The sequence below is a fragment of the Pseudomonas asiatica genome (genome assembly GCF_040214835.1).
GTDB classification, from domain to species: domain Bacteria; phylum Pseudomonadota; class Gammaproteobacteria; order Pseudomonadales; family Pseudomonadaceae; genus Aquipseudomonas; species Aquipseudomonas putida_Z.
Genome location: NZ_CP157874.1, coordinates 3,480,762 through 3,507,278, shown reverse-complemented (window position 1 = coordinate 3,507,278; position 26,517 = coordinate 3,480,762). Strand labels below are relative to the sequence as shown.

The window sequence follows — 26,517 nt, the reverse complement described above, 5'->3', positions numbered from 1 at the left end:
GCTCATTTCTTTATTGGACGGATCATTTGTCACGGCGGTATTCACTGTCTTGCCTGAGTTCAACGGCGTTGTTCTCGAAGTGAACGTGTACGGTATGGTTGTAACCGCGTGCCTGGATGCGTACTGCATCTTTCCAGCGGCCCTTGGGGTTATCGCCCAGGCGAGCAACGACGGCGATGTAGCGGGTGCGCTCGTTGATTTCTTCGTGTTCGATGAACTTGAACTGGCCAGGGGTCAGACGGTAGTCATCGACGCTGATCAGCGTGGTGCCCAGCGCTTTATCCAGGTCTTCTTCGACTTGCTCATAAGTGGCATCCAGCAACAACGAATCGTCCCGGAGCTGAAGTACCTTGAAAACGATGGATGACGGGGCCTGGTGTTGTGGTTGCAGGCCGAGTTCCTCAGGCAAAGCAGTTTGGGGCGTTGCGTAACTGGCCAATGCCGCAGGCGCCTTCGGCCCGACGATGGCTTGCTCGCCCTCGACAGAAGCGGGGTAGTTGCGGTGCAGCTGCTCCGCCAATGAGCTCAGCTTGTCAGTCAACTCGACAGGACTTGTGGCGCTGAGGTTGGCCGCCAGCTGTTCCGGGTGGCCATGCAGCGGTACCTGTGTGCCTGAATCTGTCGGTTCGAGGCTGACAGGCGCAGGCGGGTCTGCGGCGTAGAGGCTTAGCGCCAGGTGGCTGATGTCATTGTTGGGGCCACCGACAGGCAGAGCCGGATCCATCGCCACCTGGTAGATCTTGCTGATCGAAGTACAGCCACTGATCGCCAGGCAGGCCAGTAGCAAACCTACAGGCTTGTTCATTGCACCTCCTTGCCGAAGATTTCGACTATGGCCGGGTCAACCCGGGCTTGTGCGGCCCTGTCCAGATAGGCCAACGGATCAAGCTCATCCACAGGCCCAGGCATTGAGGCCTGGAAAAATCCGGCGATATCCGTAATCGGTACGCCAAGTACCTGCAGCGGGCACATCTGCTGATCAACCCCCACCTCGGAGAGCGGGTCCCTGCGGGTATGCGGCTGCGGCTCTTCCTCGTCCTCGCCCAGGTGTATGGCAATCTGATAGTCACCCATCTGCAGTCTGTCGTTGTGCCTGAGGCGGACAGGCGTACCCGAAAGCAACTGGGTGTCACTGCCATTCATGAAACTCTTGCCGCTGTGGTCAACGATGCAGAAATGGCCTTCATGCCAGCTGATTTCGCAGTGCACCGGCAGGATGCGAACGCCGCGATCATGCAGGCGCCAGTCACCTTGACTGCCGATGGAGCCGCCAGCCCGATCGAAGCGATGCCGCGGTTCGCTGCCGTGCAAGAGTTTTTCCGGGTTGAGGACGGTGAGCGTGACGCTGGGGGAGAGAACATTTGTACTCATGTGCGTACCGTGATGCGAACAGGGGGAGGCGTGGGGTCATTGCGGTTGGCGATGAAGCTTGTCCAACCGAGGTGGGTGCCTTGCTCGGCCCGTAGGCTGAAGGGTGGGGCTTGCTCGGCGCACATGCGTAACTCCAGGTCATAGGCCCCGACATCACGGAGCAGGAATTCCACCAGCCGTGCCAGCCTCTGGTAGTTGTCACCGCTGGGCAGGAATTCGTGGAACTGCTGCTGATTCAGGCCTGTGATCACAATGGTGAACTTGCTGCTGCGTGACTCGATGCTGTCGCCAACCAGGAAGTTGTTGCCGAGTTGGTAGTTTCTGGCCCCCAGGCAGTTGCGTTGGGAAGTGGGAATCGAGACGGTGCGCTTTTCGAATTCGCGGATGGCAACCTGCTGGAGGTCGAAGCAATGCGCGATCATGCCGGCTACCATGCCGGGGGAGCGGCTGCGGCTGGCGATCATTCCCACGAAACTGAGCAAGCGGCTCCAGGGTAGCGGCGTAGCGCCGCGTAGTGCTGAGTCGTCCAGGCCGATCAGGGCGAAGACATAGCGGGAGAAACCGTCCTTCGCGCCCGGTTGGAAGCGTACGTAGTAGCGGTACTTGCGCCATCCTTGATGGAGCAGGGTATGAAGGCGATGGTTGAAGAAATTGAGGAAAGCCGGGCGTAAACCGATGCCGTGTGCGTTTTCGTAGGCGATCTCGTCAAGGTAGTAAGTGGGCAGTGGCGAGTCTGTGCCATGCAGGCCCAGAAAACTTGCCTGGATGCGGTAGCGGTCGTCCTTCAAGCGATCGGCGCGCAACACGTCGGCAACAGGGAAAGACAGGCTGGGGGACACTTCCAGCCGTAATCGGCGTCTCGTCTCTCGAGCAAGTGGGCGTTGTTCCAGATCGTCGTCGTGTACGTGATACAGCAATTCCAGTAGCTGGAAATAGGCGTACTGGTGGGCGCTTTCCAAAGCGATATCGACCTGGCCAGCGGCGTGCAGAACTACTGGTTTTTCCATGGTTGAGTCTCTTGCCGTAACTAACGGGTGCAAAGTGAATGCAGATCGTAGTCGATGGTTTCTGATTCAGATCATTGTTTTCTCGTACGAAAGTGGATATCGACCAATAAAAAGAACTTTCTGTAGGAAGTGTCTTTTTTTATTGGTGCGGGGCTGTTTATGTTGACTTTTCGGTAAGGCTTTCAGGGGCGTGGATTTAATAAGTTCATCTAGGGTTGAAGTTGGAAACCGCTTTTCGAATAGAGCCGGAAATTGCTTTATCGAGGAAAACGACGAGTGTTCGTTCACGCCGCGATGAACCTGCTATTCCTAAGAAAACACCTGAACCTACCAAGGCCCGTCGATGCTGGTCATCGAGCAACTGTACAAATCATTCCCTACCCCCCAGGGCCCGCTCCCCGTGCTGCAGGGCGTCGACCTGCGCCTGGCGCGCGGCAGCAGCCTGGCGCTGATGGGCGAGTCGGGCAGCGGCAAGAGTACCTTGCTGCACCTGGTGGCCGGCCTGGACCGTGCCGACAGTGGCCGCATCCTGATCGACGATACCCCGCTCGACAGCCGTTCCGAGGAGTCGCTGGCGTTGTGGCGGCGGGAGGGCATAGGCCTGGTGTTCCAGCAGTACAACCTGATCAGCAGCCTGGACGTGGGGGCCAATCTTGCGTTCCAGGCGCGGCTGGCCGGTCGGCATGATCCCGATTGGCTGGCCTATCTGGCGCAGCGCCTGGGGCTGGCGGATTTGCTGGTGCGTTACCCGGAGCAATTGTCTGGCGGCCAGCAACAGCGGGTTGCCATCGGCCGCGCCCTGGCCGGGCGCCCGGCCTGGTTGCTGGCCGACGAACCCACCGGCAGCCTCGATGAAACCAGCAGCGATGAGGTGTTGAGCCTGCTGTTGCAGCTGGTCGCCGAGGCTGGCAGTGGGGTGCTGATGGTGACCCACAGCCCGCGGCTGGCGGCGCGCTTGCAGCAGCGTTGTTACCTGCAGGCCGGCCGTGTGCGGCCCGAGCAGGGCGGATGAGGCTTCTATCGCTGGCCCTGCTGGCGCTGCTCAGCCACTGGCGGCGCCATCGCGTGCAGTTTTTCAGCATCTTCACCGGCCTGTGGCTGGCCACGGCGCTGTGGACCGGCGTGCAGGCGCTGAACAGCCAGGCACGCAGCGACTATGCCCGCGCCAGCGCGGTGCTGGCCGGGCCGTTGCAGGCGCAACTGGTGCCGCGCCGTGGCGAGCGCTTCGACCAGGCACTGTACGTGCAGTTGCGCAGGCTGGGCTGGGCGGTGACGCCGGTACTGGAAGGGCGCTTGCGCTTTGCTGGTGAGCCGGCGCGCAGCGTGCGGTTGATCGGCATCGAGCCGTTGAGCCTGCCGCCGGCCAGCAGCATCGCCGGTGTGCAGCCCGGAACGTTCGATCTGCAGGCCTTTGTCGACATGCCCGGGCAAGCCTGGGTCGGGCCGGACACCTTGCGCCAGCTGCATGCCGGCCCCGGGGCCTCAGCACGCGACAGCGAAGGGCAGCTGCTGCCGCCGTTGGTTCTACAGCCAGCGCTGGCCCCAGGGGTGATCGTGGTCGATATCGGCCACGCCCAGGCGTTGCTGCATGCACCCGGTCAGTTGTCGCGCTTGCTGGTGGCTGCCACGCCGGGGCCGCTGCCGGCGGATATCGCGCCTTACCTTGAGCTGCAACCCCGGCAGGACGATGGCGGCTTGCAGCGGCTGACCGACAGTTTCCACCTCAACCTGACCGCCCTTGGCCTGCTGGCGTTCGTCGTCGGCCTGTTCATTGCCCATGCCGCAATCGGTTTGGCACTGGAACAGCGGCGCGGCCTGATTCGCAACCTGCGCGCCTGTGGCATCAGCCTGCAAACCTTGCTGTGCGCCTTGGTGCTGGAGCTGGAGCTGTTCGCGGTGCTGGGCGGTCTGGCCGGCGTGGCCAGTGGTTACGGGCTGGCCGCGTGGTTGCTGCCCGATGTGGCCGCCAGCTTGCGCGGCCTGTATGGCGCCCAGGTCGCCGGGGCGCTGAGCCTGCCCGCCGGGTGGTGGCTGATGGGCGTGCTGGTGAGCGTGCTGGGGGCGCTGCTGGCGGGTTTGGGCAGTGTACTGCGTGCGGCGCGCTTGCCGTTGCTGGCGCTGGCGCAACCTCAGGCTTGGCGGTTGGCCCAGGGGCCTTGGTTGCGGCGCCAGGCCATGGTGGCCGGCCTGTTGCTTTTGCTGGCCCTGGGCTGTGGCGTGCTGGGCGACAGCCTGCCCAGCGCGTTCGGCCTGCTGGCAGGCTTGCTGCTGGCGGCGGCGCTGCTGTTGCCGGCCTTTCTCGACCGGGTGCTGGCCTGGCTGGCGCGCCATTGCCGGCGGCCTTTGGCGCAATGGTTCGTCGCCGACAGCCGCCAGCAATTGCCGGCCCTGAGCCTGGCGTTGATGGCGCTGTTGCTGGCGCTGGCGGCCAGTGTCGGGGTGGGCAGCATGACCGAGGGCTTTCGCAAGACCTTTGTCGGCTGGCTTGACCTGCGCCTGTCCGCCGACCTGTATGTCACGCCAAGGGATACCGCCCAGGGCTTGCAGATAGCCGAGTGGCTCGGGCAGCAACCTTCGGTGGAGGTGGTATTGCCCGGCTGGCGTGTGGAAACACAGCTGCAGGGCTGGCCGGTGCAGGTCCAGGGCATCGTCGATCATCCCGTCTATCGCACACGCTGGCCATTGCTGGCGCAGCAAAAGCAGGCCTGGCAACAACTGGCCGCCGGGCAGGCCGTGATGCTCAGTGAACAGCTGGCCAGGCGACTGAAGCTGCAGCTGGGTGATCGCCTGAGGCTGCCCGCAGACACTTCGCCAGCCCTGAGCGTTGTGGGCATCTATGCCGATTACGGCAACCCCAAGGGGCACATGCTGGTCAATGCCGGCTGGCTGCGCGGGCACTGGCCACAGGCAACCCTGACCGGGTTGAGTGTCGATCTGGTGGGCGACCAGGTGTCGGCACTCGAGGCCGCATTGCAACAGCGCTTCACCCTGGACGACAGCCGCGTGGTCGAGCAGGCGCGTCTGAAACGCTGGTCGACCGACGTGTTCAACCGCACCTTCGCCGCCACCGCCGCGCTCAACAGCCTCACCCTTGGCGTGGCAGGCGTGGCGCTGTTCATCAACCTGCTGACCCTGGGCCAGGCCCGCCTGGGCCAGCTGGCGCCGCTGTGGGCACTGGGTGTGCGGCGCACGCACCTGGTGTGGCTGAGCCTTGGGCAGACACTGTTGCTGAGCAGCCTTACCGTGCTGCTGGCGATTCCGCTGGGCATCCTGCTGGCCTGGTGCCTGGTCGCGGTGGTGAACGTGCAGGCATTCGGCTGGCGTTTGCCGCTCTACGTGTTCCCTGCGCAACTTCTGCACCTGGCCGTGCTGGGCATGCTTACCAGCCTGTTGGCCAGCGCCTGGCCACTGTGGCAGCTGGCGCGTCGCCAGCCGCGCGAACTGTTGAGGCCGTTTGCCGATGAAACGTAGCGCCTGGCTGTTGCTGTGTGGGTTGCTGGGCGGCTGTGATCAGCCCGCCGAGCAAAGCTATGCCGGGCTCGGGCAGCAGGCGGGCGAGTTCAGCCAGGTAAGCCGCGGCCATCGCCTGGAATTTCCGCGGGACCACGGGGCCCACGATGGCTTTCGCATCGAATGGTGGTATGTCACCGCCAACCTTCAGGACCTCCAGGGGCGGGACTGGGGCGCGCAGTGGACGCTGTTTCGCTCGGCCCTGCGCCCAGGCCCCGAGACTGCTGGCTGGAACAGCCCGAACCTGTGGATGGGGCACGCGGCGTTGACCGGTCCCGGGGGGCATCGGTCTGGCGAAACCTTGGCGCGTGGGGGTATCGGCCAGGCTGGCGTGCAAGCCCAGCCGTTCCGGGCGTGGATCAATGACTGGTCGTTGCAGGGCAGCAGTGGCATCGAGCATCTGCAAATGGTCGCCGGTGGTGACGGCTTTCGCTATGACCTGCAACTGCACAGCGATCGGCCCTTGGTGCTGCACGGGGACCAGGGCTACAGCGAGAAGTCCGGCAAGGGGCAGGCTTCGTACTATTACAGTCAGCCGTTCTATCGGGTGAGTGGGGAAGTGCAGCGTGGCGGCCAGTGCATTGCAGTCACCGGCCAGGCCTGGCTGGACCGGGAATGGAGCAGCCAGCCGCTGGCTGCCGGGCAGACGGGTTGGGACTGGTTTTCCCTGCACCTGGACAGTGGCGCCAGGCTGATGCTGTTCCAGGTGCGCGAAATGCAGGGGGAGGCGTATCGCGCCGGGACCTGGGTTGGCCCGCAGGGTGAGGTGGTAGCACTGCAGGGTGCGCAGATCCAGCTGCAGGCGCTGGCCTGGGCCCGGCAGAAGAACGGCAAGCAGGTGCCGACGCGATGGCGGGTGCAGGTGCCGGGGCATGGCGTGGATGTGCAGGTCGAGGCTGTGGAGTCGCAGGCCTGGATGGAGACGCGGTTCCCGTACTGGGAGGGGCCAGTGCGCTTGACCGGGAGTGCGGGTGGGCGAGGGTATCTGGAGATGACCGGCTATTAGCACCTCATATCCCGGCCATGAGCCCAGCCCTTTGGGCTGCGCTGTTGCACAAGGAGCTATGCTCGAGAGCGTGTCATATTACCTGTGGGAGCGGGCGTGCCCGCGAAGAGCCCAACACGGTGCATGGCACTGTCTGCTGGCCGGCTTGTTCATATATCGGGCATGACGCGGTCCCGTGTAGGAGCGGCCTTGTGTCGCGAAAGGGCCGCAAAGCGGCCCCGGCAATGCTGTGGTGATGCGAAGATCCTGGGGGCGCTTCGCACCCCTTTCGCGACACAAGGCCGCTCCTACAAGGGACCGTGTCAACCTATTCAATTCTTGATTAGCCCCCGCACATTGCCTGCTGGCCGACCTTTAGCATTTGCTTGCTCATATCTCGTGTAGGAGCGGCCTTGTGTCGCGAAAGGGCCGCAAAGCGGCCCCGGCAATGCTGTGGTGATGCGAAGGTCCTGGGGGCGCTTCGCACCCCTTTCGCGGCACAAGGCCGCTCCTACAGGGAATCGCGCCAACTTTTGGAATTTGAACAAGACAGTTGCTCGCACAGGTATTGCACAAGGCTTGAGGTCGATGCAGTCGAGGTGGGAGCTGGCTTGCCGGCGATGGGCCGCAACGCGGCCCCAGGCTTTCAATCTTTGATCAACCCTCGCAACACCGCTCGCGCTTCTTCAGTGCGCAAGCACTCGATGAACAACCGGCTTTCCCGCGCCACTGTCGCCTCAAGCTCGGCCCGTTGGCCGTCCTTGAGCAGCCGCTTGCTGATGCGCAGCGCCGCCTGCGGGTAGCCTTGCAGCTGCCGCGCCAAGCGCCGGGCAGCTGCAAGGCACTGCTCACCGTCTTCATGCAGTTCATTGGCCAGCCCCCAGGCCACCATCCGTTCGCCATCAAGCAACTCGTTTGCCAGCAGCAGGCGAGCCGCACGGGCATGGCCAAGCAAGCGCGGCAGCAGCAGGCTGGAACCAAACTCCGGGCACACGCCCAATGGCGCGAAAGGGATGCGCAGCTTGGTCGTACGGCTGACCAGCACCTGATCGCAATGCAACAGCAAGGTGGCACCAATACCTATCGCCGCACCACTGACCGCGGCAATCAGCGGTTTGTCCAGGCCCATCACCACCCGCATCAGGCGGAACACCGGGCTGTCCAGGTCGGCGGGCGGGTTGTCGAGAAAGTCGCGCAAGTCATTGCCGGCGCTGAAGCAGTGCGGCCCACCGGTGATGATGATGGCTTCGACATCAGGGTCTTCACCTGCCGCCAGCAGCAGGTCGCCCAGCTGTTGGTACATGGCGGTGTTCAAGGCGTTGAGCTTGTCGGGGCGGTTGAAGGCCAGGGTCAGCAGGCCCTGGTCCAGGTCACGTGTGATCAGGTCGTTCATGGCAGCCGCTTTTGTTGTTGTGGGCATGGGTGCCAAGGGTTTATCACGCAGTCCGGCTTGTTGTACAGTCGTTCAGCCCAGCCCCAGCCCGAGAGTCGCCGATGAACCAGGAAGCCCGCTATCACCGCATGCTGCCGGAATTGCGCAAAGCCAACCTGGTCGAGGCGACCCTGGTATGCCTCAAGCGCCATGGCTTCCAGGGCGCGTCGATCCGCAAGATTTCGGCCGAGGCCGGGGTCTCGGTCGGGTTGATCAGCCATCACTACGCCGGCAAGGATGAGCTGGTGGCCGAAGCCTACATGGCGGTCACCGGCCGGGTGATGGGCCTGCTGCGCGAGGCCATGGCCCAGGCCGCGCCCAATGCCCGCGAGCGGTTGTCGGCGTTCTTCCGCGCCTCGTTCTGCGCCGAGCTGCTCGACCCGCAATTGCTCGACGCCTGGCTGGCGTTCTGGGGCGCGGTGAAGACCGCCGATGCGATCAACCAGGTGCATGACCATTCCTATGGCGAATACCGCAATGAACTGAGCGGGCTGCTGGCCACGCTGGCCGGGGAGGAGGGCTGGCAGGGTTTCGATGCCGACCTGGCGGCCATCAGCCTGAGCGCCTTGCTCGATGGCCTGTGGCTGGAGTCGGGGCTCAACCCCGGTACCTTCACCCCCGAGCAGGGCGTGCTGATCTGCGAGGCCTGGGTCGATGGCCTGCAGGCCGGTGGCCGGCGCCGCTTCAGCCTGCCGGAGGGCTGTTGATCGCCTGTTCAGTAACGAGTACGCTGCTGTCGCGAGTGTGTAGAACAAACCAATAAAAAAAAGAGACGACACGCAATGACGCCTCGGGTATTGATCGTCGATGACGATCCGCTTATTCGTGACTTGCTGCAGGCCTATCTGTCCCAGGAAGGCTATGACGTGCACTGCGCCGACACCGCGGAAAAGGCCGAAGCCCTGCTCGGCAGCCAGGATGTCGACCTGGTGCTGCTGGACATCCGCCTGCCCGGCAAGGACGGCCTCACCCTGACCCGCGAGCTGCGGGTACGTTCGGAGGTCGGCATCATCCTCATCACCGGCCGCAACGACGACATCGACCGTATCGTCGGCCTGGAATGCGGCGCCGACGACTACGTGATCAAGCCGCTCAACCCCCGCGAACTGGTATCCCGCGCCAAGAACCTGATCCGCCGCGTGCGCCATGCCCGCGAGGTGCACCCGGCGCCGGCCTGCGCGCAATCGCTGAAGCAGTTCGCCGACTGGGCACTGGACACCGACCGCCGGCGCCTGATCGACGCCCGTGGCGGGCAAACCCTGCTGACCCATGGCGAGTTCCAGTTGCTCAGCGTGTTCCTGCGCAACAGCGGCCACACCCTCAGCCGCGACCAGTTGATGGACCAGATCCGCAACCGCGAGTGGGTGCCCAACGACCGCTCCATCGATGTGCTGGTCGGCCGCCTGCGGCGCAAGCTGCACGACGACCCGGCCGAGCCCCAGCTGATCATCACCATCCACGGCACCGGCTACCTGTTCACCGCCAGCGTGGCGGCATGACCCGCAGCGCCTGGGTGCTGGCCTTGGCATTGTTCGCCGTGCAAGCCAGTGCAAGGCAGCCGGTGCGCTATTGCGACTACCCGGTGTACCCGCCGATTTCCTGGAGTGACGGCCACCAGGTGCGTGGCCTGGCCCCCACCGTGGTGCGAGAGCTGTTCGCGCGCATGGGCTACGAAGTGCAGACCGTGGTGCTGGGCAACTGGAAGCGCTGCCTGATGGACGCCGCCGCCGGGCGGGTGGACGTGGTGCTGGCCTACAACAGCGACCAGCGTGACCAACGCATGCGCTTTTCCACGGTGCCGGTGGTGCGTGAGGAAGTGGCGGTGTTCTACAACCGCCTGCGGCCAGTGCAGTTCCAGCGCCTGGAGGACCTGGCCAGCTACCGTGGCGGCCTGCTGTACGGCGAAAGCTACGGCGCCGATTTCGACCGCTTCGTTGCCCGCCACCAGAACATCGAACGGGTGTCGTCCAGCCAGCAGAACTTCGGCAAGCTGATCCGTGGGCGCATCGACTACGTGATCCAGGAGCGGCGCACCGGCCAGCTGTTCATCGAAAACCTGCCCGGGGCGCAGGACATCCGCGTATTGCCCACGGCCCTGAGCGTGGACTACCTGCGCGTTGCGATATCACGGCAATCGCCCTTGAGCCAGCATATGGACGAAATCGACGCGCAGTTGCTGCGCATGAACCAGGCCGGCGAGATCGAGCGCTGGCTGGAGCAAAGCGAAGTGACCTACCGCGACATGGTCAACCTGCCGGCGGACACCCGATGATCCGCCTGCGCACCGATGGCTTGCTGCGCCGCCTGCTGCTGTTCATCCTGCTGTTCAGCCTGTGCTTCACCGTGCTGGCCAGCTCGGTGCAGCTGTATTTCGAGTACCGCCGCGAGATGCGCGATATCGAGGCGCGCATGGCGTTGATCCGCGCCGGTTACCTGGCCAGCCTGGAGCGCAGCCTGTGGGACCTGGACGAGGCACAGCTGGACACACAACTGCGCGGCCTGGTGGACTTTTCCGATGTCGCCCGGGTGCGCCTGGTCAGCGACGATTTCCAGCTGCTGCGTGGCGCCGCCGAGCCCAAGGGGCCGCTGCGCATCGAACGCTTCCCCCTCGATTACCAGCCGCCCTCGGGGCCGGCCAGGCATCTGGGCGAGCTGGAAGTGAGCATCGACCTGGGCGCGGTGCACAGGCGCCTGTATGCCACTGGCCTTGCCAGCCTGCTGTGGATGGGCGTGTTCCTGTGTGGCCTGGCGGTGGCGCTGTCGGGGCTGTTCTACCGCCTGGTCACCCGCCACCTGCAAGTGATGGCCGAGTTCGCCCGGCGTATTGGCGCCGGCCAGTGGCAGGAACCGTTGCGCCTGGGGCGCCGCACCTCGACGCGCCCGGACGAGATCGACACCGTGGCCAATGCCCTGGATGACATGCGCCGCGCCATCCTCAGTGACATCGAGCGCCGCGAGCGCGACCGCCTGGCGTTGCAGGACAAGCGCGACGAACTGCAGGCCATGGTCGAGCGGCGCACCGCCAGCCTGGCCCGGGCCAAGGACGAGGCCGAAGCCGCCAACCTGGCCAAGTCACGCTTCCTGGCGACCATGAGCCATGAGCTGCGCACACCGCTCAACGGCATACTCGGCATGGCCGAGCTGCTGCGCGGAAGCCGGCTGGAGGCGGCCGACCGCCAGCGCGTCGAGGCCTTGTACAAGGCCGGCGAGGGGCTGCTGGCGATTCTCAACGAGGTGCTGTATTTCGCCCGCCTCGAGGAGGGCGAGAGCCGCGCCGAGCTGGTCGGTTTTTCGCTACGCCAGTTGTGCCAGGAAGTGCTGGCGCTGCTCGAACCCATGGCCCGGGACAATGGCGACGCCCTGCAGCTGGACATCGACGAGCAATTGGCCGAGTACCAGCACGGTGCCGAACAGTACCTGCGCCAGGTGCTCAGCAACCTGCTGGCCAACGCCATCAAGTTCACCGAACACGGCCAGGTGCGGCTTGCGGTGCAGGTACTGGCCAGTGACCAGGGATCGCAGCGCGTGCGGGTGTCGGTCAGCGACAATGGCATCGGCATCGAGCCGGCTGTGCAGGCCAGGGTCTTCGACCGCTTCGTCCAGGCCAGCGAGGCGGTGGCCCGGCGCTACGGCGGCACCGGCCTGGGCCTGGCGATCTGCAAGCACCTGGTGGAAAAACTGGGGGGCTGCATTGGCCTGGACAGCGTGCAAGGGCAGGGTAGTTGCTTCTGGTTCGAACTCGACATGGCTCGCGGGCAGCCAGTGCAGGCCAACTCACCAGCCCCTTCGCCCCTGGCCAGCCTGGATATCCTGGTAGTCGAGGACGTGGCATTGAACCGCGAGGTGGCCGGTGGGTTGCTGCTGCGCGATGGCCACCGGGTGAGCTTTGCCGAGGACGCCGGGCAAGCCCTGCTGGCCTGCGCACAGCGGCGCTTCGACCTGATCCTGCTCGATGTGCACCTGCCCGGCATGAGCGGGGTGGAGCTGTGCCGGCAACTGCGTGCCACGCCCGGGCCGAACCGCCACAGCCGGGTCCTGGCACTGACGGCTGGCGTGCAACCGGGGCAAGTGCCAGGGTACCTGGATGCCGGCATGCAGGGAGTGCTGGCCAAGCCCCTGCGGCTGGACAACCTGCGCCGGGCGCTGGCCGAAGCGGCGCCCGCTGAAGTGGCGGGCGTCGACGCGACAATGGACTGGTCATTGCTGGACACCCACCGCTCGCTGCTGGGTGAACAGAAGCTGCAAGGCCTGTTGAAGGTGCTGCGCCAGTCGCTGGAACATCACGCCACGGCGTTGGCCGAGGCGCTGCCTGCCCAGGACTTTACCGAAGTGCTGCACCTGGCCCACCGTCTGGCCGGCAGTTGCGACTCCCTGGGTTTTTCTGGCCTGGCTGCGTTGTTGCGACGCCTTGAGGACGCTGCCCGGCAGCATGACGAACAGGCATTGAAAGCGCTCGGCGCGCCGCTGGCCACCGAGCTCGCCCAGGCCCGCGTCACCCTGGAACAGCTGATCCAGAGCTGACGTACAAAAAACTTACGACTTTTTACATCTTCGATCCGTTCGTACAACGGCACCTTACATCCGTTTCCAATAATCCATGGCAACCGTGTTGCACGCGGTCCATGAGGCTTATTGGAGACAAGAATAATGACATGCCGTAGCGCTCAGCCCCTCCTTCCTACCACTCCGCGCGGCACCCCCGCGCGGCCTGGCACCAGCCGCAAAGGCGAGGTGCGCCATGACTGACAACCGCGAAAAGATCCAGCTCACCCGCGCGCTGAAAAGCCGGCACATCTTCATGCTGTCGCTGGGCGGGGTGATCGGCACCGGGCTGTTCATGGGCTCGGGCGTCACCATCAACCAGGGCGGCCCGATAGGCGCGATCCTGGCCTACCTGGTCGCGGGTTTGCTGATGTACCTGGTGATGGTCTGCCTGGGCGAGCTGTCGGTGCAGATGCCGGTGTCCGGTTCGTTCCAGGCCCACGCCACCAAGTTCATCGGCCCGGCCACCGGCTTCATGATCGGCTGGGTGTACTGGATGAGCTGGGCCACCACCGTGGGCCTGGAGTTCACCGCCGCCGGCATGCTGATGACCCGCTGGTTCCCCGAGGTACCGATCTGGTATTGGTCGGCGCTGTTCGTGGTCGTGCTGTTCGGCCTCAATGCCCTGGCCACCCGTGCCTTCGGCGAGGCGGAGTACTGGTTCTCGGGGATCAAGGTGGCGACCATCCTCGGCTTCATCATCATCGGCCTGCTGGTGATCTTCGGCGCCATCCCGCTGAGCAGCGGGGCGCCGGCACCGATGCTGGACAACCTGATGGGCGAGTCGCTGTTCCCCCATGGCCTGTCGGCGGTGTTCGCGGTGATGATGACCGTGGTCTATGCCTTCCAGGGCTGTGAAATCATGGGGGTGGCGGCCGGCGAGACCGAGCACCCGGAAAAGAGCATCCCACGGGCCGTGCGCAACGTGGTGTTCCGCGTGCTGATCTTCTACGTGCTGGCGATTGCCGTGCTCTCGGCCATCGTGCCGTTCGAGCAGGCCGGGCTGATGGAAAGCCCGTTCGTGCAGGTGTTCGACATGGTCGGCATCCCCTTTGCCGCCGACCTGATGAACTTCGTCATCCTCACGGCCATCCTTTCGGTGGGCAACTCCGGGTTGTATGCCTCCACGCGCATCCTCTGGGCCATGTCGAAGAGCGGCATGGCGCCGAAAAGCCTGTCGCCGCTGAGCAAGCGTGGCGTGCCGTTGCGGGCGCTGAGCATCACCCTGTGCTTTGCGCTGATCTCGCTGATGACCAGTTTCGTTGCCGCCGACACCCTGTTCATGGTGTTGATGGCGGTGAGTGGCATGTCCGGCACCGTGACCTGGATCGTCATCGCCCTGGCGCAGTACCGCTTCCGCAAGGTCTACCTGCGTGAAGGTGGGCAACTGCAGGACCTGAAGTACAAGGCGCCGCTGTACCCGCTGGTGCCGCTGCTGTGCATCACCCTGTGCAGCTCGCTGTTCGTGTTCCTGGCGCTGGATGAAACCCAGCGGCCGTCGTTGTACTGGGGCTTTGGCTTCATTGCCCTGTGCTATGCGGCGTACTTCTTCGTCAACCGCCGTCGGCAGGGGGCCTTCGAGCCGAGCGTGCCGGGGGTCTGAGGTTGCAATCTCGGGGGCTGCTACGCAGCCCATCGCGACGCAAGGCCGCTCCCACAAGTCATTCGCAGACTTCAGGTCTGCGCGGTACCTGTGGGAGCGGCCTTGTGTCGCGATGGGGCGCAAAGCGCCCCCAGCAATCCGTCAGTTGTACAAAGTTGTAACAATCACCTCCTATCTCAACCTTGATTCAACAAATAAGACCAATAAAAACAACGACATATATCGTTTTCAAGCGTTGTTACAGCCCCACCCCCGCCCAATTGCCGCCTTGTTGAACACTCGTTTAGTATCTCCCTCATCAAGCCCTCTCAAACCATCACAACAACACCGAGGCCCCCCATGACCACCCCGTCGTCGTCACTGTTGAGCAAGGTCGAAGCCGGCGTTGCCTGGATCACCCTCAACCGCCCCGAGCAGCGCAACGCGTTGGACATCCCCACCCTCAAGCAACTGCACGCCCTGCTGGAAACCTGCAACAACGACCCGGCCGTGCGCGTGGTGGTGCTGACCGGCAGCGGGCGCAGCTTCTGCGCCGGTGCCGACCTGGCCGAATGGGCCGCGGCCGAGGCACAGGGCACCCTGGAAAGCTACGGCTGGACCGAAACCGCCCACGCCCTGATGTTGCGCCTGCACAGCCTCGACAAGCCCACCATCGCTGCCATCAACGGCACTGCCGTGGGCGGTGGCATGGACCTCAGCCTGTGCTGCGACCTGCGCATCGCCGCGGCCTCGGCGCGCTTCAAGGCCGGCTACACCAGCATGGGCTACAGCCCCGATGCCGGTGCCAGCTGGCACCTGCCACGGCTGATCGGCAGCGAGCAGGCCAAGCGCCTGTTGTTCCTCGATGAACTGTGGGGTGCCGAACGTGCCCTGGCGGCCGGGCTGGTCAGCGAAGTCTGTGCCGACGAGCAACTGCCCGCCGTGGCCGCCGAGCTGGCCGGGCGCCTGGCCAACGGCCCTACCTTCGCCTACGCGCAGACCAAGCGGCTGATCCGCGATGGTGCCCGGCGCACCCTGGCCGAGCAGCTGGAGGCCGAGCGCCAGGCCGGCCTGCTGTGCGGTCGCAGCCAGGACGGTGCCGAGGCGCTGCAAGCCTCGGTGGAACGCCGCGCCCCCCGTTTCACCGGCCAGTAACCCGATAACCGACCCTCACCAGGACCTTCGCAGATGAATTTCCAACTGACCCAAGAACAAGAAATGTTGGTGGAAGCGGTACGCAGCTTTGTCGCCAAGGAGCTGTTGCCCCATGAGGAGGCAGTGGACCGCGCCGATGCCGTGTCGCCCGAGCTGGCTGCGCAGATCCGCGGCAAGGCCATCGCTGCCGGGTTCTATGCCTTCAACATGCCCGAGGAGGTCGGCGGCGGTGGCCTGGACTATCTGTCCCAGGCGCTGATCGAGCGCGAACTGTCCAAGGTGTCCTGGGCCCTGCATGTGTTCGTCGCGCGGCCATCGAAAATCCTCATGGCCTGCAAGGACGAGCAGATCAACGACTACCTGTTGCCCTGCGTGCAGGGCGAGAAGATCGACTGCTTCGCTCTCACCGAGCCGGGCGCCGGCTCCGATGCCAACGCCATCAAGACCCGTGCCGTGCGCCAGGGTGACGACTTCGTCATCAACGGCAGCAAGCACTTCATCAGCCATGCCGGCCACGCCGATTTCGCCATCGTCTTCGCCGTCACCGACACCTACGAGCACAACGGGCGCAAGCGCAACGCGGTAACGGCCTTCCTGGTCGACCGGGGCACGCCGGGCATGACCATCCGCCGTGGCCCCAAGTGCGTGAGCAACCGTGGCTACCACACCTACGAGCTGTTCTTCGACGACTGCCGGGTGCCGGCCAGCAAGGTGCTGGGCGAGGTCGGCAAGGGCTGGGAGGTGGCCAACGCCTGGCTCACCGCCGGCCGGGTGATGGTCGCCGCCAACTGCGTGGGCCAGGCCCAGCGTGCCCTCGACCTGTCGCTGCAATGGGCCGCCGACCGCAAGCAGTTCGGCCAGGCCATCGGCAGCTACCAGGGCGTGTCGTTCAAGCTGGCCGACATGGCCACGCAGATTCGCGCTGCGGAAATGCTCACCCTGCACACCGCCTGGAAGATGGACCAGGGCAGCATGACCGACGGCGAGGCCGGCATGGCCAAGCTGTTCGCCAGCGAGGTGCTGGGCAAGGTTGCCGACGAAGCCGTGCAGATCTTCGGCGGCATGGGCCTGATGGATGAAGGGCCGGTCGAGCGCATCTGGCGCAACGCACGCATCGAGCGCATCTGGGAAGGCACCTCGGAAATCCAGCGGCACATCATCGCCCGCGAACTGCTGCGCCCGCTGCTGCGCTGAGCGCCAGGAGAACACCCATGTCGCATTCGATTCGTGACAACCTCAAGCGCCTGCTGGCCCCCCGGCACCTGGCCTTCGTCGGCGGGCGCAGCATGGCGCGGGCGCTCAAGCGCTGCGCCGAAGGTGGCTTTGGCGGCGAGCTGTGGCTGGTCAACCCGCAGCATGACAGCCTCGAAGGTATCCCCTGTGTGGCGCGGGTGGCCGACTTGCCCCATGCCCCGGACGCGGTGTTCATCGCCACCAACCGCGAACTGACCCTGCAGTGCGTTGCCGAGCTGGCCGCACGCGGCGCCGGTGGCGCCATCTGCTATGCCTCGGGCTTTGCCGAAAGCGGCGAAGAGGGCCGCCAGCTGCAGCAGCGCCTGCTCGCCGCCGCCGGCAACATGGCCTTGCTCGGCCCCAACTGCTACGGCCTGCTCGACTACCTGCACGGCGCTGCCCTGTGGCCGGTGGCCCATGGTGGCCAGCAGGTGGAGAAGGGCGTGGCGATCCTCACCCAGAGCGGCAACTTCGCCTACAACCTGTCGATGAGCGACCGTTCGCTGCCGGTGGCCTACATGGCCTCGGTCGGCAACCAGGCACAACTGGGCGTGGCCGAGCTGATGGACGTGCTGCTCGACGACCCACGGGTAACCGCCATCGGCCTGCACCTGGAAGGCCTGAAGAACGTGCCGGGCTTCGCCCGTGCCGCCTGCAAGGCATTGCAGCAGGGCACGCCGATCATTGCGTTGAAGACCGGCGTGTCGCAGATCGGCGCCGAACTGGCGCTCAGCCACACCAGCTCGCTGTCCGGCTCCGATGCCTTGTACGACAGCCTGTTCCAGCGCCTGGGCGTGATCCGCGTCAGTGGCCCGGTGAGCTTCGTTGAAACCCTCAAGGCCGCCGCCTGTGGCCGCCTGCCGGTGAATGGCGAGCTGATCGCCCTGGCTTGTTCCGGTGGCGACGCCGGCTTGATCGCCGACTATGCCGAGCGCAACCAGCTGGTCCTGCCGAAGCTCGCACAAGGGCAGGTGGCGCAGTTGGCCGAGGTGCTGCCGGCCTATGCCAACCTGGTCAACCCGCTGGATTTCACCACTGCCATCTGGGGTGATGCAGCGGCCCTGCAACGCATGCTCGACAGCACCCTGAGCGGCGCAGCCGACGCGGCCATGCTGGTGCTGGACTACCCGGCGGCGTTCACCGGCGAGCGCAAGGAATGCGACCTGCTGCTGGCGCTGTACTGCGATGCACTGGAACGCCACGGCAAGATCGGCTTCGTCACCTCGGCATTCCCGGAGCTGTTGCCCGCCTGCGCGCGCGAGCGTTTGCACGCGCGTGGCATTGCCGCCCTGCAGGGTGTGGAGGATGGCCTGGCAGCCTGGGGTCGCATCGTCGCCTACCAGCGCAACCGCCAGCGGCTACTGGAACAGGGTGAGGCCACGCGGGTGCCGCTGTGCCCGCAGGCCCTTGGGGGCGAGGGCCAGCTGCTGGACGAATGGCAATCCAAGCAAGCCCTGCGTGGCTTCGGCCTGCCGGTACCGGCTGGGGTGCTGAGCACACCCGAGCGCGCCGTGGCAGATGCCGCCCGCGTCGGCTACCCGTTGGTATTGAAGGCGGTCAGCGCGCAACTGCCGCACAAGACCGAGGCCGGTGCAGTGGCGCTGAACCTGCGCGATGCCGCCGCCCTCGAGGTTGCGCTGGTGCAGATGCGCCAGCGCATCGCCGCCTACGCCCCGCAGGTAGCGTTCGACCAGGTGCTGCTCGAACCGATGGCCGAGCCGCCGCTGGCCGAACTGATCGTCGGCATCAAGCGCGAGCACGACTTCGCCCTGGCCCTGGTGATCGGTGCCGGTGGCGTGCTGGTCGAGTTGCTCAAGGACAGCGTCAGCCTGTTGCTGCCGACCACCGACGATGCCATCCGCAGCGCGCTGCTCGGCCTGCGCAGCGCCAGCCTGCTGCAAGGCTTCCGTGGCCGCCCGGCCGCCGACCTCGACGCACTGGTTGCGGCTATCCGCGCGGTGGCCGACTACGCCTGCGAAAACGCCGGGCAACTGCTGGAGCTGGATGTGAACCCATTGATGGTCGGTGCCCACGGCACCACCGCGGTCGACGCGCTGATCCGCCTCGGCCAGGCGCAAGGAGAACGACATGAATAAGCACACCCCGACCGCCGGCCAGGCGTTGGTGCGCCTGCTGGCCAGCTACGGCGTGGAGACGGTATTCGGCATCCCCGGCGTGCACACCCTGGAGCTGTACCGCGGCCTGCCGGGCAGCGGCATCCGCCATGTGCTGACCCGCCACGAGCAGGGCGCCGGCTTCATGGCCGACGGCTATGCACGGGTAAGCGGAAAGCCGGGGGTGTGCTTCGTCATCACCGGCCCGGGCGTGACCAATGCCGCCACCGCCATCGGCCAGGCCTACGCCGACTCCATCCCGATGCTGGTGATTTCCAGCGTCAACCACACTGCCAGCCTGGGCAAGGGCTGGGGCTGTCTGCACGAAACCCAGGACCAGCGCGCCATGACCGCGCCGATTACCGCGTTCTCTGCCGTGGCCCTGCGCGGCGACGACCTGCCCGAGCTGATCGCTCGTGCCTGGGCCGTGTTCGACAGCGAACGGCCGCGCCCGGTGCACATCTCGGTGCCGCTGGATGTACTGGCCGCGCCGGTCAGCCGTGACTGGAGCGCTGAGGTGGTGCGCCGCCCCGGGCGTGGCCGGCCGTGCCGCGACATCCTCGATCAGGCCGCCGTGAAGCTGGCCGCCGCCAAGCGGCCGATGATCATTGCCGGTGGTGGGGCATTGCACGCGGCCGAGCAGCTGCAGCAGCTGAGCACCCGGCTGGCAGCGCCATTGTTCACCAGCGTGGCCGGCAAGGGCCTGCTGCCTGCGGACGCACCACTGAATGCCGGCGCCAGCCTGTGCGTCGAGCCCGGCTGGCAGCTGATCAGCCAGGCCGACGTGGTGCTGGCAGTGGGTACCGAAATGGCCGACACCGACTTCTGGCGCGAGCGCCTGCCGATCAGCGGCGAGCTGCTGCGCGTGGACATCGACCCGCGCAAGTTCAACGACTTCTACCCCTGTGCCATCGCCCTGCACGGTGATGCCCGGCAAACCCTGGCCGGCCTGCTCGAGCACCTGCCAGCGCTGGACCGTGACCCGGCTCAGGCCAGCGAAGCAGTGGCCAACCTGCGCCTGGCCATTCGCAGCGGGCATGCGCCGCTGCAGGCCGTGCACCAGGCAATCCTCGACCGCATTGCCGCCGTGCTGCCCGACGATGCCTTCATCAGCAGCGACATGACCCAGCTGGCCTACACCGGCAACTACGCCTTCGCCAGCCGGGCGCCGCGCAGCTGGCTGCACCCCACCGGCTACGGCACCCTCGGCTACGGCCTGCCGGCCGGCATCGGCGGCATGTTCGCCAGCGACCACCGCCCAGGCCTGGTGCTGGTCGGCGACGGCGGCTTCCTCTACACCGCCCAGGAACTGGCCACGGCAGTCGAGGAGCTGGACCGACCGTTGGTCGTGCTGTTGTGGAACAATGACGCCCTTGGCCAGATCCGTGACGACATGCTCGACCTGGACATCGAGCCGGTCGGCGTACTGCCGCGCAATCCGGACTTCATCGGCCTGGCCCGTGCCTTTGGTTGCACGGTGCGCCAGCCGCGTGATCTGGATGCGCTGCAGGCCGATCTGGCCAGCGGTTTCGCCACCCCCGGCGTCACCTTCATCGAACTCAAACACACCTGCGTCTGCTAAGCGGCAGACACCACGAACAACAAGAGAAACCACCATGCCATTTCGCCGTACCCTCCTGGCTGCATCCCTCGCTCTGCTGATCACCGGCCAGGCCCCGCTGTACGCCGCACCACCCCTGTCGATGGACAACGGCACCGCCGCCCTGACCGCGCAAAACAGCAACGCCTGGGTCGAAATCAGTGCCGGCGCGCTGCAACACAACATCCGTACCTTGCAGGCCGAGCTGGGCGGCAAGTCCAAGCTGTGCGCCGTGCTCAAGGCCGACGCCTATGGCCACGGTATCGGCCTGGTGATGCCGTCGATCATCGCCCAGGGCGTGCCTTGCGTGGCGGTGGCCAGCAACGAGGAGGCCCGCGTGGTCCGCGCCAGCGGCTTCACCGGGCAACTGGTGCGGGTGCGCCTGGCCAGCCTCAGCGAAGTGGAAGATGCCTTGCAGTACGACATGGAAGAACTGGTCGGCAGCGCCGAGTTCGCCCGCCAGCTCGATGCCCTCGCCGAACGCCACGGCAAGACCCTGCGCATTCATCTGGCGCTCAATTCCAGTGGCATGAGCCGCAACGGCGTGGAAATGACCACCTGGTCCGGCCGGGGTGAAGCGCTGCAGATCACCGACCAGAAGCACCTCGAGCTGGTCGCGCTGATGACCCACTTCGCCGTGGAAGACAAGGACGATGTGCGCAAAGGCCTGGCAGCGTTCAACGAGCAGACCGACTGGCTGATCAAGCACGCGAAACTTGATCGCAGCAAGCTCACCCTGCACGCCGCCAACTCCTTCGCTACGCTGGAAGTGCCGGAAGCGCGCCTGGACATGGTGCGCACCGGCGGCGCGCTGTTCGGCGACACCGTGCCGACGCACACCGAATACCAACGTGCCATGCAGTTCAAGTCGCACGTGGCAGCGGTGCACAGCTACCCGGCAGGCAACACCGTCGGCTACGACCGCACGTTCACCCTGGCGCGTGATTCGCGCCTGGCCAACATCACCGTCGGCTACTCCGATGGCTACCGCCGGGTGTTCACCAACAAGGGCCATGTGCTGATCAACGGCCACCGTGTGCCGGTGGTGGGCAAGGTGTCGATGAACACGTTGATGGTCGATGTCACCGACTTCCCCGATGTGAAGGGTGGCAACGAAGTGGTGCTGTTCGGCAAACAGGCCGGGGGTGAAATCACCCAGGCCGAAATGGAAGAAATCAACGGCGCGCTGCTCGCCGACCTGTACACCGTATGGGGCAGTTCCAACCCGAAGATTCTCGTCGACTGAAACCGCCAATGAAGGGAGATTGCCATGCGCTACGCCAAGCTCACTCAACGCATCGCCGGCGACGGGGCCGCGGCCTGGGACATCCACTACCGCGCCCTGGCGCTGCAGGCCGAGGGCAAGGATATCCTGCTGCTGTCGGTGGGTGACCCGGACTTCGACACCCCCGCGCCGATCGTCGAGGCGGCCATCGACAGCCTGCGTGAGGGCCACACCCATTACGCCGATGTGCGCGGCAAGCTGGCGCTGCGCCAGGCCATCGCCAACCGCCACCGGCAGCGCAGCGGCCAGGCCGTCGATGCCGACCAGGTAACGGTGCTGGCGGGGGCCCAGTGCGCGCTGTACTGCGTGGCTCAGTGCGTGCTCGACCCGGGTGACGAGGTGATTGTCGCCGAGCCCATGTACGTGACCTACGAGGCGGTGTTCGGGGCCTGTGGCGCCAAGGTGGTGCCGGTGCCGGTCAAGCCGGAGAACGGCTTTCGCGTGTGCCCGCGTGACGTGGCCGCGCGCATCACCCCGCGCACCCGCGCCCTGGCCCTGAACAGCCCGCACAACCCCTCGGGGGCGAGCCTGCCGCGCGCCACCTGGGAAGCGCTGGCCGAGCTGTGCATCGCCCACGACCTGTGGCTGATTTCCGATGAGGTGTACAGCGAGCTGTTGTACGACGGCGAGCATGTCAGCCCTGGCAGCCTGCCGGGTATGGCCGAGCGCACCGCCACCCTCAACAGCCTGTCGAAGTCGCATGCCATGACCGGTTGGCGGATGGGCTGGGTGGTCGGTTCGACCGAGCTTGCCACCCACCTGGAAAACCTCGCCCTGTGCATGCTGTACGGCTCGCCGGACTTCATCCAGGACGCCGCCGTGGTTGCACTGGAGCAACAACTCCCGGAACTGGATGTCATGCGCGAAGCCTATCGCCAGCGTCGCGACCTGGTGTGCGAGCAGTTGGCCGACTGCCCGGGCATCAAGGTGCTCAAGCCCGATGGCGGTATGTTCGTGATGGTCGATATCCGCGAGACCGGCCTCAGTGCCCAGGCATTCGCCGATCGCCTGCTCGACAGCCAGGGTGTGTCGGTGCTCGCTGGCGAAGCGTTCGGCCCCAGCGCTGCCGGGCATATCCGCCTGGGCCTGGTACTGGGTAACGAGGCCTTGGCCGACGCTTGCCGGCGCATCGCCCGCTGCGCCGCCGCACTGATGCAGGGGCAGGCCCATGCGTGAGTATGCGCGGCTGTACATCGACGGTGCCTGGCAGGTACCGAGCGGGCAGGGCATGGCCGAGGTGATCGACCCGGCCACCGAACAGGCCATCGGCCGCGTGCCGCTGGGCGCCGAGGCCGATGTCGAACGGGCGGTGATGGCTGCGCGGCGGGCCTTCGATGGCTGGTCGCGCACACCGTCCAGCGTACGCGCCGGGTACATAACGGCGCTGGCCGCACAGCTGAAGAGCCGCGCCGCGGAAATGGCCTCGCTCATCACCGATGAACTGGGCATGCCGGTGCAGTGGTGCCAGGCGGTACAGGTCGAGGGCCCGATTGCCGGGCTGGAGCAGTACGCCGAACTGGCCGGGCTGATGGATGAGGTGCGCGAAGTCGGCAACTCGCTGGTGTACCGCGAGGCCGTTGGCGTGTGCGCGTTCATCAACCCGTGGAACTACCCGCTGCACCAGATGATCGGCAAGCTGGCGCCGGCCCTGGCCGCCGGCTGCACGGTGGTGGTCAAGCCCAGCCAGGAAACACCGCTGCATGCGTTCCTGCTGGCCGAGATGATCGAGGCCATCGGCCTGCCGGCCGGGGTGTTCAACCTGGTCAGCGGGCCGGGGGCCAAGGTCGGCGAGGCCCTGGCCCGGCACCCGCAGGTGGACATGGTGTCGTTCACCGGCTCCACCGGCGCCGGGGTGCGCGTGGCCCAGGCGGCCGCGCCGACGGTCAAGCGGGTGTGCCTGGAGCTGGGTGGCAAGTCGCCGCTGCTGATCACCGCCGACGCCGACCTGCACGCGGCGGTGCGCCATGGCGTGCAGGACGTGATGATCAACTCGGGGCAGACCTGTACGGCCCTGACCCGCATGCTGCTGCCGGCCAGCCGCTACGCCGAGGCGCTGGAGATTGCCGAGGCCGAGACCCGTGCGCTGGTCATGGGCGACCCGCGTGACCCGGCCAGCTTCCTCGGGCCGATGTGTTCGGCAGGCCAGCGGCGCACCGTGCTCGACTACATTCGCCTGGGGCAGGAAGAGGGCGCGCGCCTGCTGTGCGGCGGTGATACGCCGGCCGGCTTCGAGCGCGGCTTCTACGTGGCGCCGACGTTGTTCGCCGATGTCGACAACCGCATGCGCATCGCCCAGGAGGAAATCTTCGGCCCGGTGCTGTGCCTGATCCCCTATGCCGACGAGGCCCAGGCGCTGGCCCTTGCCAACGATTCGCCGTTCGGCCTGTCCAGCGCGGTGTGGGCCGGTAGCCGCGAGCACGGCCTGGCCCTGGCGCGGCAGATACGCGCCGGGCAATGCTTCATCAACGGTGGCGGGTTCAACTACCAGGCACCGTTTGGTGGCTACAAGCAGTCGGGCAACGGGCGCGAGTGGGGCGAGGAGGGCCTGGCGGAGTTCGTCGAGGTGAAAGCGGTGCAGTGTTGAGCCACAGCTGGAAGACAACCTGTTTTGTGTGAGGAGAATGTTTGTGAATGTACTGATCGTCCACGCTCACCCCGAGCCGCAATCGTTCACTGCTGCCCTGCGTGACCAGGCCGTGGAAACCTTCCGCGCCCAGGGCCACCAGGTGCAGGTCAGCGACCTGTACGCCATGGGCTGGAACCCGGTGGCCAGTGCCGATGACTTCAGCCAGCGCGAGAACCCCGAGTACCTGGTGTATGCACTGGAGCAGCGCCAGGGGGTGAAGCGTGGCGCCATTGCCGCGGACATCCAGCAGGAGCTGGACAAGCTGCTGTGGGCCGACTTGCTGGTGCTGAACTTCCCGATCTTCTGGTTCTCGGCGCCGGCCATGCTCAAGGGCTGGATCGACCGGGTGCTGGTGTCGGGGGTGTGCTATGGCGGCAAGCGCTTCTACGACCAGGGCGGGTTGGCGGGCAAGAAAGCGCTGGTGACCGTGACCCTGGGCGGGCGCGAGCACATGTTTGGCGAGGGGGCGATTCATGGGCCGCTGGAAGACATGCTGCGGCCGATCTTGCGCGGCACGCTGGCCTACGTGGGGTTCGAGGTACTGCCGCCGTTCGTGGCCTGGCATGTGCCGTACATCAGTGACGAGGCGCGGCAGGCGTTTTTGCAGCAGTACCGGCAGCGCCTGGAGCAGCTCTCGGACGACCAGCCTTTGGTGTTCCCGCGTCTGGAGCAGTTTGATGAGGCGTTGTATCCGCTGCCGTGAGCTTTTGCTCGAACCACTGGGGCCGCGTTGCGGCCCATCGCGACACAAGGCCGCTCCTACAGGATCCGCGTACCCTGTAGGAGCGGCCTTGTGTCGCGAAAGGGCTGCAAAGCAGCCCCAGAATTCTGTCGGCATACGACATTCTGCCAAAAAACGACCACCCACACATTCGGGGTATGTCCCCCTCCGGCAAATCCCTCGATAGTGCCCCCATCGGCTCGATCCCGAGCACTCACACGATGGAGTTGCCATGCGCAAGGTACTGAAGGTGATTGGCGGTCTGCTGCTGGCGTCTGGCGCCAGCCTGGCCCAGGCGGCAGAGGTGGACAGCGGTAACACGTTGCGGTTGTACAACTGGACCGACTACATCGGCGAAACCACCCTGGCCGACTTCGAGAAGGCCACCGGCATCAAGGTCATCTACGACACCTTCGACGGCTACGAAACGGTACAGACCAAACTGCTCACCGGCCGCTCCGGCTACGACCTGGTCATGCTCAACGCTTCCCTGGTCCCCCCACTGATCAGCGCCGGGGTGTTCCAGGCGCTGGACAAGCAGCAACTGCCCAGCTGGCACAACCTCGACCAGCAGGTGGTGAACAACCTGCAAGGCTACGACCCCGGCCTGAAATACTCGGCGCCCTACACCTGGGGCAGCTCAGGGGTAACCTACAACGTCGACAAGATCACCGCGCGCATGCCCGATGCCCCCATCGGCTCGCTGGCCATGCTGTTCGACCCCAGGATCGTCTCGCGCTTCGCCGACTGTGGCGTCACCCTGATGGACGCGCCGACCGAAGTTATCCCGCTGGCCCTGCAGTACCTGGGCAAGGACCCACGCAGCGCATCGCCGGCCGACCTCAAGGCGGCCGAACAACTGCTGCTGGGCATTCGCCCGTACATTCGCAAGTTCGACTCGGTCAATTACCTCACCAGCCTGCCCAACGGCGATGTCTGCCTGGCCCTGACCTGGTCCGGCGACTACGCCACCGCCCAGGCCCGCGCGGTGGAAGCGAAGAAGGACATCAAGCTGTCGTTCTTCATCCCCCGGGAAGGCTCGCTGATCTGGTTCGACAACCTGTACATCCCCAAGGATGCGCCGCACGCAGCCAATGCCCACCGCTTCATCGAGTTCCTGCTGCAGCCGCAGACCATGGCCAAGGTCACCGACTACATCCACTACGCCAACAGCAACGCCGCTGCCACTGCGCTGGTACGCGACGAGATCCGCCAGGACCCGGCCATCTACCCCGACGCGCAAACCCGCGAGCGCCTGTTCGCGCAGAAAACCCAGAGCCCGAAGGACATGCGCGCCATCACCCGGGTCTGGAGCACGGTCAAGACCGGTTTCTGAACACTGCCCAACGATCAC

Annotated in this window: 21 protein-coding genes; 17 read left to right on the top strand and 4 right to left on the bottom strand. The window is 65.6% G+C overall.

Features of this window, described 5'->3' with window-relative positions; all coding sequences use genetic code 11:
* Nucleotides 1-22 precede the first annotated feature (22 nt).
* From tssJ to tssG, 3 genes are read right to left on the bottom strand one after another with little or no spacing between them, the layout of a single operon-like run.
* Nucleotides 23-805 carry a type VI secretion system lipoprotein TssJ gene (gene tssJ, locus ABNP31_RS15645; protein ID WP_350012493.1) on the bottom strand — a complete coding sequence of 261 codons (783 nt, stop codon included), beginning with the start codon at nucleotides 803-805 and terminating at the stop codon, nucleotides 23-25.
* A complete protein-coding gene (locus ABNP31_RS15640) occupies nucleotides 802-1,371 on the bottom strand; it encodes an FHA domain-containing protein (protein ID WP_085665134.1) in 570 nt (189 codons plus the stop codon). Before ABNP31_RS15640 ends, tssJ begins: the two co-directional genes overlap by 4 nt.
* Nucleotides 1,368-2,378: a type VI secretion system baseplate subunit TssG gene (tssG, locus tag ABNP31_RS15635; protein ID WP_350012492.1), complete on the bottom strand. Its 1,011-nt coding sequence runs from the start codon at nucleotides 2,376-2,378 to the stop codon at nucleotides 1,368-1,370. The genes ABNP31_RS15640 and tssG overlap by 4 nt, the downstream gene beginning before the upstream one ends.
* 343 nt (nucleotides 2,379-2,721) lie before the next feature.
* On the opposite strand from tssG, the gene ABNP31_RS15630 reads away from it, so the two are divergent.
* The 3 genes from ABNP31_RS15630 to ABNP31_RS15620 are packed head-to-tail and all read left to right on the top strand — an operon-like array spanning nucleotide 2,722 to nucleotide 6,894.
* Entirely contained in the window at nucleotides 2,722-3,390 is a 669-nt protein-coding gene (locus tag ABNP31_RS15630; RefSeq protein ID WP_350012491.1) for an ABC transporter ATP-binding protein, read from the top strand.
* A complete protein-coding gene (locus tag ABNP31_RS15625) occupies nucleotides 3,387-5,849 on the top strand; it encodes an ABC transporter permease (protein ID WP_350012490.1) in 2,463 nt (820 codons plus the stop codon). The genes ABNP31_RS15630 and ABNP31_RS15625 overlap by 4 nt, the downstream gene beginning before the upstream one ends.
* Nucleotides 5,839-6,894, top strand: a complete 1,056-nt coding sequence (locus tag ABNP31_RS15620) for a lipocalin-like domain-containing protein (RefSeq protein WP_085665130.1) — start codon at nucleotides 5,839-5,841, stop codon at nucleotides 6,892-6,894. Before ABNP31_RS15625 ends, ABNP31_RS15620 begins: the two co-directional genes overlap by 11 nt.
* Before the next feature lie 625 nt (nucleotides 6,895-7,519).
* On the opposite strand, the gene ABNP31_RS15615 is transcribed toward ABNP31_RS15620, so the two are convergent.
* Complete coding sequence (locus ABNP31_RS15615; protein WP_085665129.1) at nucleotides 7,520-8,266, bottom strand: enoyl-CoA hydratase; 747 nt, start codon at nucleotides 8,264-8,266, stop codon at nucleotides 7,520-7,522.
* Nucleotides 8,267-8,367: 101 nt separating this feature from the next.
* Between ABNP31_RS15615 and ABNP31_RS15610 the strand changes: the two genes are divergently transcribed.
* The 14 genes from ABNP31_RS15610 to ABNP31_RS15545 all read left to right on the top strand — a co-directional run bounded on the left by ABNP31_RS15610 (nucleotide 8,368) and on the right by ABNP31_RS15545 (nucleotide 26,499).
* Nucleotides 8,368-9,012, top strand: a complete 645-nt coding sequence (locus ABNP31_RS15610; protein ID WP_015270774.1) for a TetR family transcriptional regulator C-terminal domain-containing protein — start codon at nucleotides 8,368-8,370, stop codon at nucleotides 9,010-9,012.
* A 75-nt stretch (nucleotides 9,013-9,087) separates the two neighbouring features.
* Nucleotides 9,088-9,804 (top strand): response regulator, encoded by a 717-nt coding sequence (locus ABNP31_RS15605; RefSeq protein ID WP_012271826.1) that lies wholly within the window; start codon nucleotides 9,088-9,090, stop codon nucleotides 9,802-9,804.
* Complete coding sequence (locus tag ABNP31_RS15600) at nucleotides 9,801-10,577, top strand: substrate-binding periplasmic protein (protein WP_238066495.1); 777 nt, start codon at nucleotides 9,801-9,803, stop codon at nucleotides 10,575-10,577. Before ABNP31_RS15605 ends, ABNP31_RS15600 begins: the two co-directional genes overlap by 4 nt.
* Nucleotides 10,574-12,826 carry an ATP-binding protein gene (locus ABNP31_RS15595; protein ID WP_350012489.1) on the top strand — a complete coding sequence of 751 codons (2,253 nt, stop codon included), beginning with the start codon at nucleotides 10,574-10,576 and terminating at the stop codon, nucleotides 12,824-12,826. Before ABNP31_RS15600 ends, ABNP31_RS15595 begins: the two co-directional genes overlap by 4 nt.
* Nucleotides 12,827-13,043: 217 nt before the next feature.
* The gene (locus tag ABNP31_RS15590; RefSeq protein WP_075044924.1) at nucleotides 13,044-14,450 is read left to right on the top strand and encodes an amino acid permease; all 1,407 of its coding nucleotides are present in this window, start codon (nucleotides 13,044-13,046) and stop codon (nucleotides 14,448-14,450) included.
* Nucleotides 14,451-14,789: 339 nt separating this feature from the next.
* The gene (locus ABNP31_RS15585) at nucleotides 14,790-15,584 is read left to right on the top strand and encodes an enoyl-CoA hydratase/isomerase family protein (RefSeq protein ID WP_085665126.1); all 795 of its coding nucleotides are present in this window, start codon (nucleotides 14,790-14,792) and stop codon (nucleotides 15,582-15,584) included.
* A gap of 33 nt (nucleotides 15,585-15,617) precedes the next feature.
* Nucleotides 15,618-16,778: an acyl-CoA dehydrogenase family protein gene (locus ABNP31_RS15580; RefSeq protein WP_015270769.1), complete on the top strand. Its 1,161-nt coding sequence runs from the start codon at nucleotides 15,618-15,620 to the stop codon at nucleotides 16,776-16,778.
* Between the two features lie 17 nt (nucleotides 16,779-16,795).
* Complete coding sequence (locus ABNP31_RS15575) at nucleotides 16,796-18,913, top strand: acetate--CoA ligase family protein (protein WP_085665125.1); 2,118 nt, start codon at nucleotides 16,796-16,798, stop codon at nucleotides 18,911-18,913.
* Complete coding sequence (locus ABNP31_RS15570) at nucleotides 18,906-20,513, top strand: 5-guanidino-2-oxopentanoate decarboxylase (protein WP_286101717.1); 1,608 nt, start codon at nucleotides 18,906-18,908, stop codon at nucleotides 20,511-20,513. Before ABNP31_RS15575 ends, ABNP31_RS15570 begins: the two co-directional genes overlap by 8 nt.
* A gap of 34 nt (nucleotides 20,514-20,547) precedes the next feature.
* Nucleotides 20,548-21,777, top strand: coding sequence for an alanine racemase (gene alr, locus ABNP31_RS15565; RefSeq protein ID WP_238066490.1), 1,230 nt, complete (start codon nucleotides 20,548-20,550; stop codon nucleotides 21,775-21,777).
* Nucleotides 21,778-21,801: 24 nt separating this feature from the next.
* Nucleotides 21,802-22,992, top strand: a complete 1,191-nt coding sequence (locus ABNP31_RS15560) for a pyridoxal phosphate-dependent aminotransferase (RefSeq protein WP_238066489.1) — start codon at nucleotides 21,802-21,804, stop codon at nucleotides 22,990-22,992.
* Nucleotides 22,985-24,400: an aldehyde dehydrogenase family protein gene (locus tag ABNP31_RS15555; RefSeq protein WP_350012488.1), complete on the top strand. Its 1,416-nt coding sequence runs from the start codon at nucleotides 22,985-22,987 to the stop codon at nucleotides 24,398-24,400. Before ABNP31_RS15560 ends, ABNP31_RS15555 begins: the two co-directional genes overlap by 8 nt.
* Nucleotides 24,401-24,443: 43 nt before the next feature.
* Nucleotides 24,444-25,145 (top strand): NAD(P)H-dependent oxidoreductase, encoded by a 702-nt coding sequence (locus ABNP31_RS15550; RefSeq protein WP_238066487.1) that lies wholly within the window; start codon nucleotides 24,444-24,446, stop codon nucleotides 25,143-25,145.
* A gap of 250 nt (nucleotides 25,146-25,395) precedes the next feature.
* On the top strand, nucleotides 25,396-26,499 hold the full coding sequence (locus ABNP31_RS15545; protein WP_350012487.1) for a polyamine ABC transporter substrate-binding protein: 1,104 nt from the start codon (nucleotides 25,396-25,398) through the stop codon (nucleotides 26,497-26,499).
* Nucleotides 26,500-26,517 lie beyond the last annotated feature (18 nt).

Coding starts and splice junctions, on each gene's coding strand:
- tssJ (WP_350012493.1), bottom strand. CDS start 805: ATGAACAAGCCTGTAGGTTTGCTACTGGCCTGCCTGGCGATCAGTGGC.
- ABNP31_RS15640 (WP_085665134.1), bottom strand. CDS start 1,371: ATGAGTACAAATGTTCTCTCCCCCAGCGTCACGCTCACCGTCCTCAAC.
- tssG (WP_350012492.1), bottom strand. CDS start 2,378: ATGGAAAAACCAGTAGTTCTGCACGCCGCTGGCCAGGTCGATATCGCT.
- ABNP31_RS15630 (WP_350012491.1), top strand. CDS start 2,722: ATGCTGGTCATCGAGCAACTGTACAAATCATTCCCTACCCCCCAGGGC.
- ABNP31_RS15625 (WP_350012490.1), top strand. CDS start 3,387: ATGAGGCTTCTATCGCTGGCCCTGCTGGCGCTGCTCAGCCACTGGCGG.
- ABNP31_RS15620 (WP_085665130.1), top strand. CDS start 5,839: ATGAAACGTAGCGCCTGGCTGTTGCTGTGTGGGTTGCTGGGCGGCTGT.
- ABNP31_RS15615 (WP_085665129.1), bottom strand. CDS start 8,266: ATGAACGACCTGATCACACGTGACCTGGACCAGGGCCTGCTGACCCTG.
- ABNP31_RS15610 (WP_015270774.1), top strand. CDS start 8,368: ATGAACCAGGAAGCCCGCTATCACCGCATGCTGCCGGAATTGCGCAAA.
- ABNP31_RS15605 (WP_012271826.1), top strand. CDS start 9,088: ATGACGCCTCGGGTATTGATCGTCGATGACGATCCGCTTATTCGTGAC.
- ABNP31_RS15600 (WP_238066495.1), top strand. CDS start 9,801: ATGACCCGCAGCGCCTGGGTGCTGGCCTTGGCATTGTTCGCCGTGCAA.
- ABNP31_RS15595 (WP_350012489.1), top strand. CDS start 10,574: ATGATCCGCCTGCGCACCGATGGCTTGCTGCGCCGCCTGCTGCTGTTC.
- ABNP31_RS15590 (WP_075044924.1), top strand. CDS start 13,044: ATGACTGACAACCGCGAAAAGATCCAGCTCACCCGCGCGCTGAAAAGC.
- ABNP31_RS15585 (WP_085665126.1), top strand. CDS start 14,790: ATGACCACCCCGTCGTCGTCACTGTTGAGCAAGGTCGAAGCCGGCGTT.
- ABNP31_RS15580 (WP_015270769.1), top strand. CDS start 15,618: ATGAATTTCCAACTGACCCAAGAACAAGAAATGTTGGTGGAAGCGGTA.
- ABNP31_RS15575 (WP_085665125.1), top strand. CDS start 16,796: ATGTCGCATTCGATTCGTGACAACCTCAAGCGCCTGCTGGCCCCCCGG.
- ABNP31_RS15570 (WP_286101717.1), top strand. CDS start 18,906: ATGAATAAGCACACCCCGACCGCCGGCCAGGCGTTGGTGCGCCTGCTG.
- alr (WP_238066490.1), top strand. CDS start 20,548: ATGCCATTTCGCCGTACCCTCCTGGCTGCATCCCTCGCTCTGCTGATC.
- ABNP31_RS15560 (WP_238066489.1), top strand. CDS start 21,802: ATGCGCTACGCCAAGCTCACTCAACGCATCGCCGGCGACGGGGCCGCG.
- ABNP31_RS15555 (WP_350012488.1), top strand. CDS start 22,985: ATGCGTGAGTATGCGCGGCTGTACATCGACGGTGCCTGGCAGGTACCG.
- ABNP31_RS15545 (WP_350012487.1), top strand. CDS start 25,396: ATGCGCAAGGTACTGAAGGTGATTGGCGGTCTGCTGCTGGCGTCTGGC.